Source organism: Candidatus Frankia nodulisporulans (genome assembly GCF_902806475.1).
In the GTDB taxonomy this organism is placed as follows: domain Bacteria; phylum Actinomycetota; class Actinomycetes; order Frankiales; family Frankiaceae; genus Frankia; species Frankia umida.
Genome location: NZ_CADCWS010000106.1, coordinates 1 through 13175, shown reverse-complemented (window position 1 = coordinate 13175; position 13175 = coordinate 1). Strand labels below are relative to the sequence as shown.

The 13175-nt window shown below is 66.8% G+C and carries 14 protein-coding genes; 6 read left to right on the top strand and 8 right to left on the bottom strand.

Annotation, left to right across the window (positions count from 1 at the left end; all coding sequences use genetic code 11):
• The 3 genes from G6R24_RS11655 to G6R24_RS11645 all read right to left on the bottom strand — a co-directional run.
• A partial coding sequence (locus G6R24_RS11655) for a hypothetical protein (RefSeq protein ID WP_163549276.1) occupies window positions 1-641 on the bottom strand: 641 nt, incomplete at its 3' end.
• Window positions 638-1321 carry a sigma-70 family RNA polymerase sigma factor gene (locus G6R24_RS11650; protein ID WP_163549275.1) on the bottom strand — a complete coding sequence of 228 codons (684 nt, stop codon included), beginning with the start codon at window positions 1319-1321 and terminating at the stop codon, window positions 638-640. The genes G6R24_RS11655 and G6R24_RS11650, both read right to left, overlap by 4 nt.
• A complete protein-coding gene (locus tag G6R24_RS11645; protein WP_163549274.1) occupies window positions 1318-1683 on the bottom strand; it encodes a hypothetical protein in 366 nt (121 codons plus the stop codon). Before G6R24_RS11645 ends, G6R24_RS11650 begins: the two co-directional genes overlap by 4 nt.
• A 154-nt stretch (window positions 1684-1837) precedes the next feature.
• On the opposite strand from G6R24_RS11645, the gene G6R24_RS11640 reads away from it, so the two are divergent.
• The 5 genes from G6R24_RS11640 to G6R24_RS11620 all read left to right on the top strand — a co-directional run bounded on the left by G6R24_RS11640 (window position 1838) and on the right by G6R24_RS11620 (window position 6311).
• Window positions 1838-2137, top strand: coding sequence for a hypothetical protein (locus G6R24_RS11640; RefSeq protein ID WP_136449113.1), 300 nt, complete (start codon window positions 1838-1840; stop codon window positions 2135-2137).
• Window positions 2138-2332: 195 nt separating this feature from the next.
• On the top strand, window positions 2333-3607 hold the full coding sequence (locus G6R24_RS24110) for a helix-turn-helix domain-containing protein (protein ID WP_163549273.1): 1275 nt from the start codon (window positions 2333-2335) through the stop codon (window positions 3605-3607).
• Window positions 3608-3762: 155 nt separating this feature from the next.
• Window positions 3763-4308: a 2'-5' RNA ligase family protein gene (locus G6R24_RS24105; RefSeq protein WP_225438415.1), complete on the top strand. Its 546-nt coding sequence runs from the start codon at window positions 3763-3765 to the stop codon at window positions 4306-4308.
• Window positions 4309-4939: 631 nt separating this feature from the next.
• Window positions 4940-5716 (top strand): GntR family transcriptional regulator, encoded by a 777-nt coding sequence (locus tag G6R24_RS11625; RefSeq protein ID WP_163549271.1) that lies wholly within the window; start codon window positions 4940-4942, stop codon window positions 5714-5716.
• 310 nt (window positions 5717-6026) lie between these two features.
• Entirely contained in the window at window positions 6027-6311 is a 285-nt protein-coding gene (locus G6R24_RS11620; protein WP_136447853.1) for a hypothetical protein, read from the top strand.
• 662 nt (window positions 6312-6973) lie between these two features.
• Here the strand turns inward: G6R24_RS11620 and G6R24_RS11615 are convergent.
• From G6R24_RS11615 to G6R24_RS11600, 5 genes are all read right to left on the bottom strand, one after another.
• On the bottom strand, window positions 6974-8737 hold the full coding sequence (locus G6R24_RS11615; RefSeq protein ID WP_163549270.1) for an LCP family protein: 1764 nt from the start codon (window positions 8735-8737) through the stop codon (window positions 6974-6976).
• 408 nt (window positions 8738-9145) lie between these two features.
• Window positions 9146-9691, bottom strand: a complete 546-nt coding sequence (locus G6R24_RS11610; RefSeq protein WP_163549269.1) for a hypothetical protein — start codon at window positions 9689-9691, stop codon at window positions 9146-9148.
• Window positions 9692-9694: 3 nt separating this feature from the next.
• Window positions 9695-10801 carry a helix-turn-helix domain-containing protein gene (locus tag G6R24_RS11605; protein ID WP_163549268.1) on the bottom strand — a complete coding sequence of 369 codons (1107 nt, stop codon included), beginning with the start codon at window positions 10799-10801 and terminating at the stop codon, window positions 9695-9697.
• A gap of 60 nt (window positions 10802-10861) precedes the next feature.
• On the bottom strand, window positions 10862-11113 hold the full coding sequence (locus G6R24_RS22315) for a hypothetical protein (protein WP_225438414.1): 252 nt from the start codon (window positions 11111-11113) through the stop codon (window positions 10862-10864).
• 26 nt (window positions 11114-11139) lie between these two features.
• Complete coding sequence (locus tag G6R24_RS11600; protein WP_225438413.1) at window positions 11140-11829, bottom strand: NAD-dependent epimerase/dehydratase family protein; 690 nt, start codon at window positions 11827-11829, stop codon at window positions 11140-11142.
• 405 nt (window positions 11830-12234) lie between these two features.
• Between G6R24_RS11600 and G6R24_RS11595 the strand changes: the two genes are divergently transcribed.
• A partial coding sequence (locus G6R24_RS11595) for a PAC2 family protein (RefSeq protein ID WP_163549267.1) occupies window positions 12235-13175 on the top strand: 941 nt, incomplete at its 3' end.

The window sequence follows — 13175 nt, the reverse complement described above, 5'->3', positions numbered from 1 at the left end:
ACGTTGACAGTGCCGCGCGGCGGCCGACGGGCCGCTTCCATCGCCAGCAGCTCGGCCGCAGCCCGGTCCTGAGCACGGGCAACCTGGCGGCGGACCGACGCAACGGCCAACTGCGCGCTGGCCGTGGAAATCTGCGCGGCGACCCACTGCGCGTCGCCCGGAGACAGTTCCGGCCGAGTGACCCTGCCCAACGTCCACCACAAGGATTTGGCGGCGATGCTGACCGACGCGCCGATGCAGGCCATGGCCAGGCCACCAGACCGGTAGCCCTCCACACCGATTGCAGTCACGGTCACCGCGAGCAGCGCCCAACCGACCCGGTCGACCACCGTCCGCCGGTCCGGGCGGAACCGGACCATGAACGCCATCCCCAACGCCGCGCACCAGGCAAGGTCGAACACCCCGCCGGCGAGATACGCCGCCGGCGTCCCCTTCAGCAGGTGGGCGATGGACACGGTCGACCAGGTGATGCTCACCAACGTCAGGGCCAGAACCAGGCCGACGACCCCGCGGACCGCCAGGGCATCCCAGTCCCTGGGGAGCACCGGCACCGCCACCCGCCGGGTCCGCGTCACCGGGACAGTCACCCCGTCGACGGTGTGACTGTCGGGATACTTCTCCGTTTCAATCCGGTACCTCACGCCGCACCACCTGTTCGGTGTTGGGCGAGGCCGGTCAGTGCCTGGTGCAGGTCCCGTTTTGCCTGCCCGGTAAGCGCTGTCACGGTGTACTCGGCAAGCCCGGTAATCAGCGCGGTGGTGGCAATCGACTGGCCTTCCACATAGCGCAGCTCGATGATCTGCCGGTGCCATGGAGACAGCGTGGCCAGCGCCGTGGCTAGCCGCACCGACAGCGTGGGCGGCGGGGCAGCGTCGGGGTCAGGCAGCGCCGCGGTGAACGTCACCCAAGTGAGCGGCTCGTCGTGCTGCCAGCCGTTCTGGAAGTGGCGGTTCACTATCCGGGTCAGGACATGCGCGAACAGCCAGTGGCGGAACAGCGCGCCGGAGAACACCCCGTCGTGGAGTAATTCCAGGGCGGAGGCGAACACCTCCTGAACGAGGTCGTCGACGTCGGCCGGGTCGACTCCCCGGCGCCGCAGGTGTGCGCCGGTCATCTGCTGGTAACGCTGGTACAGCTCCGCGAACGCCACCGCGTCACCCGCGGCAGCCCAGACGGCGAGCGTCTCGTCAGCGGTGTCCTCGGCGGAGGTGATGGTCTCCCCCGGCCGGCGTACGGCCGGGACGGGCTGGGCCAGGCCGTGGTGGCCGGGAGGGTCGTCGTCAGGCGAACCAGGAGCAGCCAGCAGTCCAGGACGGGTCATCGCACAGTCCTTCCGCCACCATCACCAGGGGATGTGAACTCGTCGTCAAAGGCGCCACAGACCGCAAGGGTCCGCATCCCGGCCGACCTGCCATGCCCAGGAATCCCGCCGAACAGCAGACCGGTGCTGACCGACCACCCGGCGGTCTCCGCCGTGCCGCTCCTGCTGGACGCGTCGCTGGAAGAGGACAGAGCAACGATCTCGGCATCGAGCGCGGCGAGATCACCGGCGACCTCCGGCCAGTCCGCGACGATCCGACGCAGCTCAGCCTCGATCAAGGGCCACTCGGCCTCGGTCCTTCGCAGCTCCCGTGGGGTTGGCTCACGATCCTCGCCAAGCCCGGGGATAGCCTTGATCTGCATCCATGTCTCCTCGTTGGGGCGGCGGGTACATCGGCCCCGGCGGGGCTACCCCCCGCCGGCGCCACCCGTCTAGGGACGTCTACACGACCGACCGTACAGCCATCCCTAGACGCTTGTCTAGTGCTCTCTTGACGCTGGCCTTTATGCTGGGACGGTGGGTAACCAAGAAGCGAAGATCTACCAGGCCCCGCTTGGGAAACTCCGAACCGCCCATCTGGCCGTTGTGGCTGAGATCGAAGCCGAGCCAGATCCCGAAGTGGCCTTTCGCCGAGCAACCGCCTTGCGCGAAGACACTGACGTGATGGTCAGCGAGGCAGCTACCTTGCGCGCTCGCATGGCCTTCCGTGTATGGCGGTCAGAGCCCATGTCGCTTAGCCAGCTCGCGGCGCGACTTGGAACATCCAAGGCTCGCGCCGATCAGTTGATACGCATCGCCAAGGCCTATAAGGAGTGAAAGATGCGGCTGCCAGCACGTTCGATATTCGCACAGGAAATCCCTCCGGACCATGCTCTTTCTTCTTTTAACTTCGACTCCTCAATAAGACCAGAAATACAGCAGTGTGGACAGGGCTAGAAACCTAGAAACTTACCCACCTCGAAACCCGGCTCAAAACTCGAATGGCACCAAATTAGTTGAGATAGGGGGATCATGGGTCGACCACGCAGAGGCGAGCTAAGCCCGCGCCTTGCCAAATACAGACAAGCGGCGAACCTGACTCAGCAGGAGGTAGCTGATCGCATAGGAACGACCGCCGAGATGGTCGGGCGACATGAGCGCGGCATCGCACTGCCGATAAAGTTCTACCGTCTAAAGTACTGCGAACTTTTCGCCGCCACTGAGGACCAGCTCGGGCTACGAGCGTCCACGGAGGCACCTGATAGCCGAGCATCTTCAGGACCTTCGGTAACCGCAGTACAAACTACTGTGCGCGATAGTGACAACGAAAGCACTCTTGATATTTTTAGGCGGATCCATAAATTTAGTGGAACGCCTTTCAATGGAGAAATCGTTCACGCACTTGACAGCGCTATAGTGGACACGGTTCGAACCTACGAGGGCGCAGAAAAGGAGTTCCTAGCCCGTTCGCTCATTAAGCAGCGTCGATGGCTTGACGGCTTGATCGATGATTGTCGACACCCAACTCAACGACGATCTATCTATCGCCTTGCAGGTCAGACCTCCGGAATCCTTGGCTACATCGCCGTTAATCGTGGCGAATTTTCTATCGCCCGCGCTTACTGTTCGGAAGCATTCCATCTTGGAGATTTTGGCGAATCACCGGAACTTCAGGCTTGGGCACGAGGAACACACAGCTTTTGCGAATACTACGCAGGCGACTTTATTTCGGCCCGAGACCTGGCTCGATCTGGCCTTAAGCTATCGGCCGGCGGCGCTCAGAGCGTCCGTCTCGCAGTCAATGGCGAGGCTCGGGCACTCGGAAAGCTGGGCGATGTGGAGGGCGTCCACAGGGCGGTTGAGGCAGCTTACCGGCAGCTCGAAAGGCACCCAGTCGTGCAGGGCGTTTCCTCTCCCGTCTCGTTCGACGGATATTGCCTGTCGCGGACGGCAAGCAATGCTGTGACTGCCTACGTGCCACTTGGTCTGCCTGACTACGTCCAAGAGCACGCTGACATAGCGATGCCGGAGTTCGAGTCATCAGAATCACGATGGAGCCAGTCACTTCTAAGGTTGGACTTAGCGAACTCGCTTATCAACTCGGGCAGACCAGACTTGGACAGAGCTTGCAGTTTGGTGAGAGAGGCCCTCGAGATTTCGCAAGACCGACCAATCACCTCCGTTTTGCAGCGAAGCAGAGAGTTTCTGGCATCTACAAGAAGGTGGACAGACTCACAATCCATCGTCAACATTCGACACGCCGTAAAGGCGGCCGAAATCTCGGCGAACCCCAGAGGAATTGCGTGAACTCGGAGCAGGACGTTGTTGAGGCCGACTGGGATCGATTCGCATCCTTGGATCGACTAATCAATCACTGGCAGCAGCCTGGGTGGCAGCATGGAAAACGAGCGTACTATTGGTATCTTACTTTTGGTGACAGCCCTTCCCTCCGAAAACTCGCCATGGACTGTCAAACGGAGATTGCCGCGCCATATCTTGATCCGATTAATCTGGACGAACTTCACATGACCTTGGACCGAATAGGATTTGAAGCAGACTTGAATGACAATGATATTTGCTCGATCGAGTCCGCCGCAGAATCGGCATGTAAATCTATCGAATCATTCACGCTCGCCGCTGGCCCGCTAGCCGGTTCGTCCGGGGCCATTCGGTTCAGCACTACACCCTGGGAGCCAATTCTCCGGGTTCGTGAGGCTCTACGCCAAGCAATAGCCGCTAAGGTGCCTCGTGTCGAGTTCGAGACGGGCACGTTCAACCCACATATTGGAATTGCGTACTGCAATTCGGACATACCGGCGGAGCCGGTGATTCAAGCTGTCCGTCCCATGAGGAAGATGCCTAAGGCGACGGTATCGGTGGAGCGGGTTTCATTGGTCCTCCTAGAGAGACGCGAATGTTCGTGGCGATGGACCACCCGGCGATCATTCCCACTCGCGCAATCCCGCTCTAACCAACAGTCAACCCGGCCGCCTACGGCGACTCATTGAGCAAGCCGTGGCTGTCAACGCTGTCACCGCTGCGTCACCACCCCTGGTGACACGTCTTCATGACCTCTGACCTACTGAAACGCGCGCTGGAAGGCCGTTTGTCACCGTGTCACCGCGATTCGAGGGTTCTCCGGCGCGGGCCTGGTTGACAGCGGCCAGCGCCGCCGCGAGCAGCGTGTCGGGATGGGAGATGGCCCCCGCCCCAAGGCCGGCCGGGCGTGGCGGCTCCAGCGGGTGCTGGGACCGGAGTCCCGGAGCGGGTCTGACACAACCCCAAGAGACGGGGGCCATCTCGCCTACCAGACCGGCTGTCACTGGCAGCGAGGCGGCAGTCCGGCAGCACGGCTCGCGAACGAATCTGCGAACGATACTGCTTGGGACGCGCCGCGAAGCGACGGAAAACACCACGACCGGCGGGACACGCTGCCCGTGCCAGCAAAGGGGGATTCCGGCCACGAAACACGACTGAGAACACGGTCGCGCAGTTTGCCCTGGTGAGGCGGGGTGCCTCCCCGTCTCACTATTGTTGGGTTGTACCAACAACGCCATTGATACACAATGGGTCACGCAGGTGTCAAGGCTTGTTAGCCTGTGGGTACAACCTCGCAGGTCGAGGGCAGGCGAAGGGGCAATGGCGATCTTCAATCCGGCGGACCCGCGCCCGCTCTACCACCAACTTGCCGCGCAACTCCGCGAGCAGATCCGCTCCGGTGGCCTCGCTCCAGGCGCCCGCGTCCCCACGGAGGCAGAGCTTGCCGAGCGACATTCGACCAGCCGTAACACGGTTCGGTTGGCGTTGAACCTATTGCGCACCGAGGGCTTGCTGATCTCCCAGCGGGGGCTTGGGAGCTTCGTCCGACCAGAGCCACCGATGAAGTACTACGCATCGCTCACCGGCTCCCGTCGCAAGCGGCTCGAAGCCGACCGGCGGAGAGACACCTTCGCCCAGCAGATCGAGGCGCAAGGGAAGGTGCCGAGACAGGTCAGCACGACGGAAGTCGTCCCAGCCGGCGCCGAAATTGCGCCCCACCTTGCCTTGCGGCCAGATCAGTCGGTCGGAGTTCGTAGGCGGGTGATGTACGCGAACGACGAGCCGCTACAGCTCGGAGACAGCTACTACCCTCTCGACATCGTCGATGGAAGCAAGATCATGGATCCCGCGGATGTTGTCGAGGGAACAGACCAGGTCCTCGAAGACCTCGGCCACATTCCGACCCGGTACGAGGACGAAATCACCTGGCGCATGCCAACTGCCGAGGAATCCGCCAAGCTGCGCCTAGCCCCTGGGGTCCCTGCGGGTCGGCTGGCCCGGACCAGCTTCGATCAGCATGACCGGCCAATCGAGGTCTACGTTGTGATCCTTCCCGGCGATCGCCACGTCTTGCTCTACGACGTCAGCGCCGAATGATTATTGGTCCACTCGCTGCCCGCGACGGCTGATCCCGCTCAAGGTGGATCTTCCCAGTCGGTGGCATGTAAGGAGAGGTCTTGCTCTTGATGCCGCATGCCGGCTCTCTTACCGACTGGCCATGCGGGACTACTTGGCCCACCGACACGGGGGGTTCTCGGACCATCATCGGCGGAGGTACTGCGGCCTGACGCAAACAGCAACAGGCTGGCCCATATGGCTGCCTCAACCTCGCGCACTGAGCTTCCCGGACCCGGACCCCCTCGCGACTGCCGCCTACGCACAACTCCAAGCCGTTGACGTGCCCGCGTTGACCGTTGACCAGCAGATCGCCTACGCCACGGCCCTGGCTCTACTCGCAGTGCGGGGCGAATTGGGATCCATAGGGCGGGACATCGACCTGATCGACCGCAAGCTTGCCGACAGCGAAGACGTGAACGGGATCATCTCGGCGCTGGTAGATCTAAACACTGATCTTAAGCGGGCATTGGACGGCATCGAAAGCAGTGTTGCAGGCGTGAACTCATCGATTGATGATCTCGCGCCCTCACAGCGCCTGCCACCTCCCGGAAGCGGCGGATTCCGGCGCCGGTAGCGCTGTGTCAACTTTCCGTACTTGTTCAAGGGCAGCCCAGCGGGCGCCTGGCTGTCACCGCCGTCACCGCCGTGTCACCGGGGCTGGTGACGGGTTCGCACCGACTCTGACCTGCGGAAACGCTCACCGGAAGGCCGTTTGTCACCGTGTCACCGGGGTTCGGGGATTCCCCAGCGTGGAGTCAGCCCGGTCGACGGCTGCGAGCAGCGCGTCCGGGTAGGAGATGGCCCCCGCCCCCACAGCGCCAGCCGAGCTGATCCTGGCGGTGCCGGTGGCCGCTGGGACCGGAGCTCCCGAGCGGGTCTGGCAGACCTCGAGGAGGCGGGGGCCATCTCCTCGACGGGCCGAGAGCGAGAGCGCGTCCACAGATGCGCTTGCCTGCCCCTCAGCTGACCATGGTCTGGGCGGTCCCTGGGGGCGGAGTTCGGGCCGAAATCGAGCCTGCGTGGACATAGCGTGGATTCGCTTGCCCCCGCCAGGTGCATGACACCCTAAACACGCAGGTAGGCAGCATGATCCGCCCACAATGGCCAAGATCACCCAGATCTACGAGGGCACCAACCAGATCCAGCGCGTCGTCATGTCCCGCCAGCTCCTGCGCGGCTGACCGGACCGGTCGCACGGTGGCCGGTCGCGGACGCACCGACGGCGACGGACTGTCGCTAGTTGATGCAGGCCGCGGCCGCGGTGGTGGTGGTGGTGGTGGGGACCGCGGTGGGGGTGGCCGAGCTGGTCGGGTTCGGGGCGGTCGGGCTTGAGGCGGTGCCGCCGGTGCGCGCGGCTGACCTGGGGCTCGCGGTGACGGTGGGTGTCACCGCGGTAAACTGGGTGGCCTGGTCGGCTCCGGGGATGGCGGTTCCGGCGACGACGACCGGGGCGGTGGCCGCCGCGGTCGCCTGGCTGGCCCCCGCGTCCGAGGTGGTGGCCGTGGCGCTGGGGGCGCTGGATACGTCCGTACCGGCGGCCGGTGCCGGGCTGCCCGCAGGGGTCGGGCTCGGGGTTGTTGTCGTCTCGGCCGCCGCGGCGTCGCCCATCTGCTCGGCGAAGAAGGCGCGGACGGCGTTCGGGTCGTAGTAGAAGTAGAACGCCGGGGACGAGACCTCGCCGGTGATCGGGATGGTCGCGAAGCTCACCGAGCCGGTGCTCATGCCGCGCAGACGCTCGGCGAGCAGCCGCAGGTCCGTGATGCTGGTGCCCCCGTCGAGCACGGCGGCGTCGGTCAGCGCGTTCAGGAAGGACGTCAGCTTCCCGGGGCTCAGCAGTACGTCGGACGACGCCACCGTGCGGAACACCGCGGCCATGAACGCCTGCTGGCGGTGGATGCGGGACAGGTCGCCGTCCAGGAAGCCATGGCGTTGCCGGACGAACGCGAGCGCCTGCTCGCCGATCAGGTGGTTGGTGCCGGCGACGCCGGCGAAGCCGGAACTCGGGTCGTTCAGGTTCGTCGAGCGCACCCGGCGGCCGTTGTCCAGGGTGAGCGGCTCGACGTAGGGCGAGGCGACCAGGCAGACGTCGACCCCGCCGATCGCGGTGGTCATCCGCTGGAAGCCGCCGAAGTCGATCTCGGCGTAGTGGTCGATGCGGATGCCGGTGAGCTGTTCGAGGGTGGCCACCAGCAGGGCCGGGCCGCCGCTGTTGAAGGCGCTGTTGACCCGGTCGCGGCGGGCGCGGTGAGCGTCGCCGTCGGCGTCGGTGTACGACGGGATCGGCACGTACAGGTCCCGGGGGATGGACACGATCGAGGTGGTGCCGTCGGAGTCCAGGTGCGCGATCATCATCGTGTCGGAGCGGGCGCCGCCGACCTTCGCGGCATCGCTGCCGGTGCGCACGTCCGAGCCGACCAGCAGCCAGTTCTCGGTGCCCACCGGCACCGACGGCGGCCGGGTGACATCGGCGTGCGGCAGTGCGATGTCGGCCCGGTCGATCCGGCGGTCGTAAGCGACGATGATCACCCAGCCGGCGACCGACGTGACCAGGATGACGAAGCTCACCAGCCCGGCGACCCCCAGCAGCAGTCGCGACCGCAGCCGTCGGCGTACCGGTGTGACCGGCGGCTCGTCGGGGGTGCCGGCCTTGGCCATGGTCACCATCGACAGCCCGCCGGCGGGCAGCGCCTCCTCGGGCAGCGTCCCGAACGTCGCCACGGCCCCCGCCCGCCTCGGCAGCTCCGCCGTCGGCACCTCGACCCGCCCGGCTCCCGCGGCGCTGCCACGCGAGATCGGCGTGGTCTCCGGGGCGGGCAGGACGGGTTCGGGGCCACCCGTGCCGGCCGCGTCGATCACTTCGAGGTCGGTCGGGGCGGGACCGGAGCCGGCGGGATCGTCCACGCCACCGTCGGACCCGACGTGATCCGCTGCCCCGGTGCGCTGCCCGGTGACCGCCTGCTGTCCGGGAGCGCCCCGCCGCGGGGGATGCCCCACGCTCATCGCGCGTCGGCGAATATCGGACGAAACAGACAAAACGGCGCACGGGTAATGCGGTGAGGCGACGCGATTACGTTCACCCGTCGCCTCTTCCACCCGATGGCCCTGATTAGCCCGTTAGATCTACCACCATAGGCAGCAGGACCGACCGGGTCGCGCACCAGCCGGCAGTTTGTGACAACTACCGCGATGAACAACCGAAATGTGCACTGGTGGCCGCGTCTCGACCACGGGAACACCATCCGCCGAGTCCGGATCGACGCCAGCCCCGCACGCTGCGCCACACTCCCCCCGCGCCAGCCCCCTCCCGACCGCGGACGCCAAGCCTCAGCGCCGAACGCCGAACGCGAAACGCCGACCGCCGGCCGCGAAGGAGCGCCGGGTAAGAAGCTCCAGGTCAGAAGCGTCGGATCAGGAGGCCAGCCGGGCGTCGAACGACGCCCGGCTCTCGGCGACGCCGACCGGAAGAGCTCGCGGATAGTCGCGCAAAGTAATGGTGTATCGCCAGAGCGTTTCCGCTTTGATCATGCCGCTGCGCACCGACGCCTTGAGGAGATGCCAGGTGGTGATCGCGGTGATGCCGCTGCGGGCGGCCAGGCGGGTGGCTGCCCGGTCGTCCGTGACGAACAGGCCTTTCACACGCCGCCGCGTCATGATGGCGAGCGTCTCGGCTTCACCGAGATGGTGATGCCGGCTGTCACCGGGGCCGGCCAGGCCGTCGCGCATGATCATCGCATCCTGCAGCTCCGCGGCGTCAGGTAACCATGGGGCCCCGAAGATGCGCCGTGCGCTGCCGAGCACATCGAGTCCAGGCACCCGCGCGGAGCGGCGACATTCCGATTCGACGGTGGCGCACCAGCGGCCGTTGCCCTTGACGAGCCGTTCCAGCAGGTCCATCCGGTTGATGATCGCGAAATTGATGAGCACGGTGTTGTCGGGAAACAGCAGGACGGTCACGATTCAGTGGCCCAGCACCTCGACCAGATCATCGACGTTCACCTCGGGCACCGAGGGTGTGTCCACCTCGACCTCGTCCGGATCGACACCCAGCATCCAGGCAAGCGTCTCCTTACCGAGCGCGCCGGTGGCGATTCTCGCCAGATGCGCCTCGGTGAGCTCGAGGGGAAAGCGGCGGCGGGCGGCGGCCTGCATCCGCGTCGTGATCTCGTCATCGCCGGTGCGGGACGCCCAGTGCCGCCGCAACAGTCGCTGCGTCGTCTGCCCGACCCATTCGTCGACCACGGCGGGCAACTCGCCGCACACCGCGTTCAACCGGCGGGCCAGCGCGTCGATGGACACCCCGCGCCGCCAGACCAGATCGGCGAGGCCGGCGGAATCCAGACTGACCCATTCGACGGCCCCGAGCAGATCCCGTGGCAGCAGCAACTCGGCGGCGAACGCGTTGGCGGCGGCCTCCCGCCGATTCCATTCGGCTTCGGAGGCACCATCCTCATGATGGCCGTGGACGAGATGACCGAGCTCATGGGCGAGCGACCAGTTCTCCCTGAACCAGTTGCCGGTACCCGGCAGCACGATCACCCGGTAGGCGCCGATCGCCAGTGAGTACGCGGTGGACAACCCGGGCAGGCGCACGACCCCGATGCCGAGGTGGGCCTCCAGCCGTTCCGCGAAGGGGCGGACGAAATCCTCGCCCAACACCACGCGCATCTCCCCCGGACTCTGGGGCAGCGGCGGCGCAACCGGCGCCCGCGCCACCTCGCCCGGCACGGGATAGGCCTGCCGGTAGGCCAGCGCGATGTCCTCCAGGAGGCGCTGGTCGGCCTCGCGGGCCGGCACGCCCCGGCGGCCGCTCGCATGATCGAAGGTGTGCCGGGCCGCCACCACCAGCCGGTGGGGATCGACCCGGCCGGTGATCATCCAGTGCAGGTCGGCGCCGAGCAGGTCGGCCAGGCGGGCCAGCTCGATCGAGGAGAAGGCGCGCCGGTCGTTCAGCGCACGCGAGAACGCGTCGGGCGTCATGTCGATCTCGCGGGCGATGTCCTGCTGCCGAGCATCGGGACGGGCCTGTCTGATCCGCTCCAGCACACGGTCGCCGATGCTGCGCATGCGATCATCCTACCAGTGGATTGGGATTTTCCCAATCGAGCGTGTGGTCGTGCCGCTCGGTCAGGACCGTGGCAGTGCCGCGAGGGTCTGCCGCAGGCCGTCCTCGAGCGGCGTCGGCTCCCAACCAAGCTCGGCGCGGGCCCGACTGGCATCGGGTACCGCGTTCCACCGCAGGTAGTGCAGCTGGCCACGCGCGAGCGGCGGTGGGCGCCGGGTCAGCCGCGCCGCCGCCTCGCCACCGGTCGCGAGCAGCTCGGCCAGCGCCGCCGGCAGCGTCGCGGCCGGGGCCCGGCCACGCCCGCCCACACTCACCGCCGCGGCGGTGAGCGCACGCAGACTCAGGTGAGTGTCGGACAGGATGTACCGCGCCCCGGCCGGCCCAGGCCGGCGGCGGCGAGCTGACCACGCCCCAGACCTTCGGTGAACACCAGACCGAACCCGCCTGGCGGCACCACCGGCAGCAGCCCACGCAGCGCCGGCCGGAACATCCGCAGCTCCATGGACGCCGGCCCGTAGGGGCCGAGGCCGTAGACCGTCGCCGGGTTCACCACCACCACCTCCAGCTCGCCCGCCGCGGCGAACACGGCCTGCTCGGCCCGCTGCTTCGACCGCTCGTACGGGGTGCCCTTCGGCCTGGACGCGAGATTCGTCTCGTCGAACCGGCCACCGGGTGGCGCGTCGAACACGTCGATCGTGCTGGTATGCACCAGGCGACGCACCCCGGCGGCCGCCGCGGCCCGGGCGAGCCGCGCCGACCCGGCGACGTTGACCTGGTCGAACCGGCCGGGATCGGCAAGCCACTGTTCGGGCACGCCCATCGCGTTGAACACGACCTCGACACCCTCGACGGCGGGCAGCGTCGCGGGATCCGTCACATCCCCGACGACCACGTCAAGCCCCGCGGCTGGGAGCGCGCCGCTGCCCGCGTGGCTCCGGACCAGCACCCGCACCTCGTGCCCGGCGGCCAGTGCCGCCCGCACGACGGCACCGCCGACCTTCCCGGTCGCTCCGGTGACGAGGATGCGCACGCGGCGCAGCCTACGGCCGCGGGTCCGACCGCTCCAGCACTGCCGCGTCCGCCCGATCCGGTGAGCTCACACCGGAGGCGGACACGAGCGAGCGCGACCGATCACCCCGCGACCGTTGTTTCCAGGTAAAGGCGGCAATACGCGGACATGCCGAATCCGTCCGTACCCGCGGCGACCACCACCGGGGGACGCTCGGCACGCTCAGCGCGGCGCGCGACCGCGTCCGGGGCCTGCAAGCCGGTAAAATCATGACGAGGCAGGGATGGGCCTGGCCTGGCCAGCTCCTGACCACAGCGAGCGGTGCCCGGTTCCGGTTGGTCCCGGGTCGGTGGAATGCAACCGGCCTCGGCTGCGCTTCTTTTCAGGTGACGGAAGCGAGCGGTGGTGTAGAGGAGGACGTCGATCGTGCTTGATCCGCGAGAGCTCTACAGTCTCACCGAGGACGGGTCCGAGCAGCAGTCCGGTGAGCAGCACCGGCCGATCATGCTCGAGGTGATGACCGGCGTCGTCGACGCGGGAAACGCCGTCAGCCTGGCCGGCGAACACCTGCTCACAGCGCTCGAGCACCGGGTCGTGGCGACGTTCGATGTCGACCAGCTGCTCGACTACCGCTCCCGCCGCCCTCCCATGATCTTCTCGGAGGATCACTGGGAGAGCTACGCCGACCCGGTGCTGGCGCTCTACGAGCTTCGGGACGAGTCGGACGTGCCGTTCCTGCTTCTGACCGGGCCCGAACCCGACCTGCAGTGGAAACGCTTCATCGCCGCGTTGCGCCAGATCGTCGAGCAGTTCGGCGTCGCGCTGACCGTCGGGTTGAACGCCGTCCCCATGGCGGTGCCGCACACCCGTCCGGCCTCCGTGACCGCGCATGCCAGCCGCAAGGAGCTCATCGCCGGGTACGAACCCTGGCTGCGTCGGCTGCAGATTCCGGGCAGCGCCGGTCACCTGCTCGAATACGAACTCGGCCGCGACGGGCGGGACGCTATGGGTTTCGCGGTCCACGTCCCGCACTATCTGGCGCAGTCGACGTATCCCGCGGCCACCGAGGTGTTGTTGACCTCCGTGTCCAAGGCCACCGGTCTGATGCTGCCGCTGGATGGACTGCGCTCCGCGGCACTCGCCGTGAACGACGAGGTCAACAGCCAGCTCGCCGAAGGTGGCGAAGCCGCATCCCTGGTCCGGGCGTTGGAGGAGCAGTACGACGCCTATCAGCGGGGCCGGCGCGGGCCGAGCCTGCCGACGGTTGATGGTGAGCAGAAGCTGCCAACGGCCGACGAGCTGGGCGAGGCTCTGGAACGCTTCCTGGCCGAGCAGTCCGAGCCCGGCGGTCCGAACCCGCTGGTCTG

Excerpts from the sequence above, each read along its gene's own strand:
- G6R24_RS11650 (WP_163549275.1), bottom strand. The coding sequence starts at position 1,321 with ATGACCCGTCCTGGACTGCTGGCTGCTCCTGGTTCGCCTGACGACGAC.
- G6R24_RS11645 (WP_163549274.1), bottom strand. The coding sequence starts at position 1,683 with ATGCAGATCAAGGCTATCCCCGGGCTTGGCGAGGATCGTGAGCCAACC.
- G6R24_RS11625 (WP_163549271.1), top strand. The coding sequence starts at position 4,940 with ATGGCGATCTTCAATCCGGCGGACCCGCGCCCGCTCTACCACCAACTT.
- G6R24_RS24105 (WP_225438415.1), top strand. The coding sequence starts at position 3,763 with ATGGACTGTCAAACGGAGATTGCCGCGCCATATCTTGATCCGATTAAT.
- G6R24_RS24110 (WP_163549273.1), top strand. The coding sequence starts at position 2,333 with ATGGGTCGACCACGCAGAGGCGAGCTAAGCCCGCGCCTTGCCAAATAC.
- G6R24_RS11605 (WP_163549268.1), bottom strand. The coding sequence starts at position 10,801 with ATGCGCAGCATCGGCGACCGTGTGCTGGAGCGGATCAGACAGGCCCGT.
- G6R24_RS11615 (WP_163549270.1), bottom strand. The coding sequence starts at position 8,737 with ATGAGCGTGGGGCATCCCCCGCGGCGGGGCGCTCCCGGACAGCAGGCG.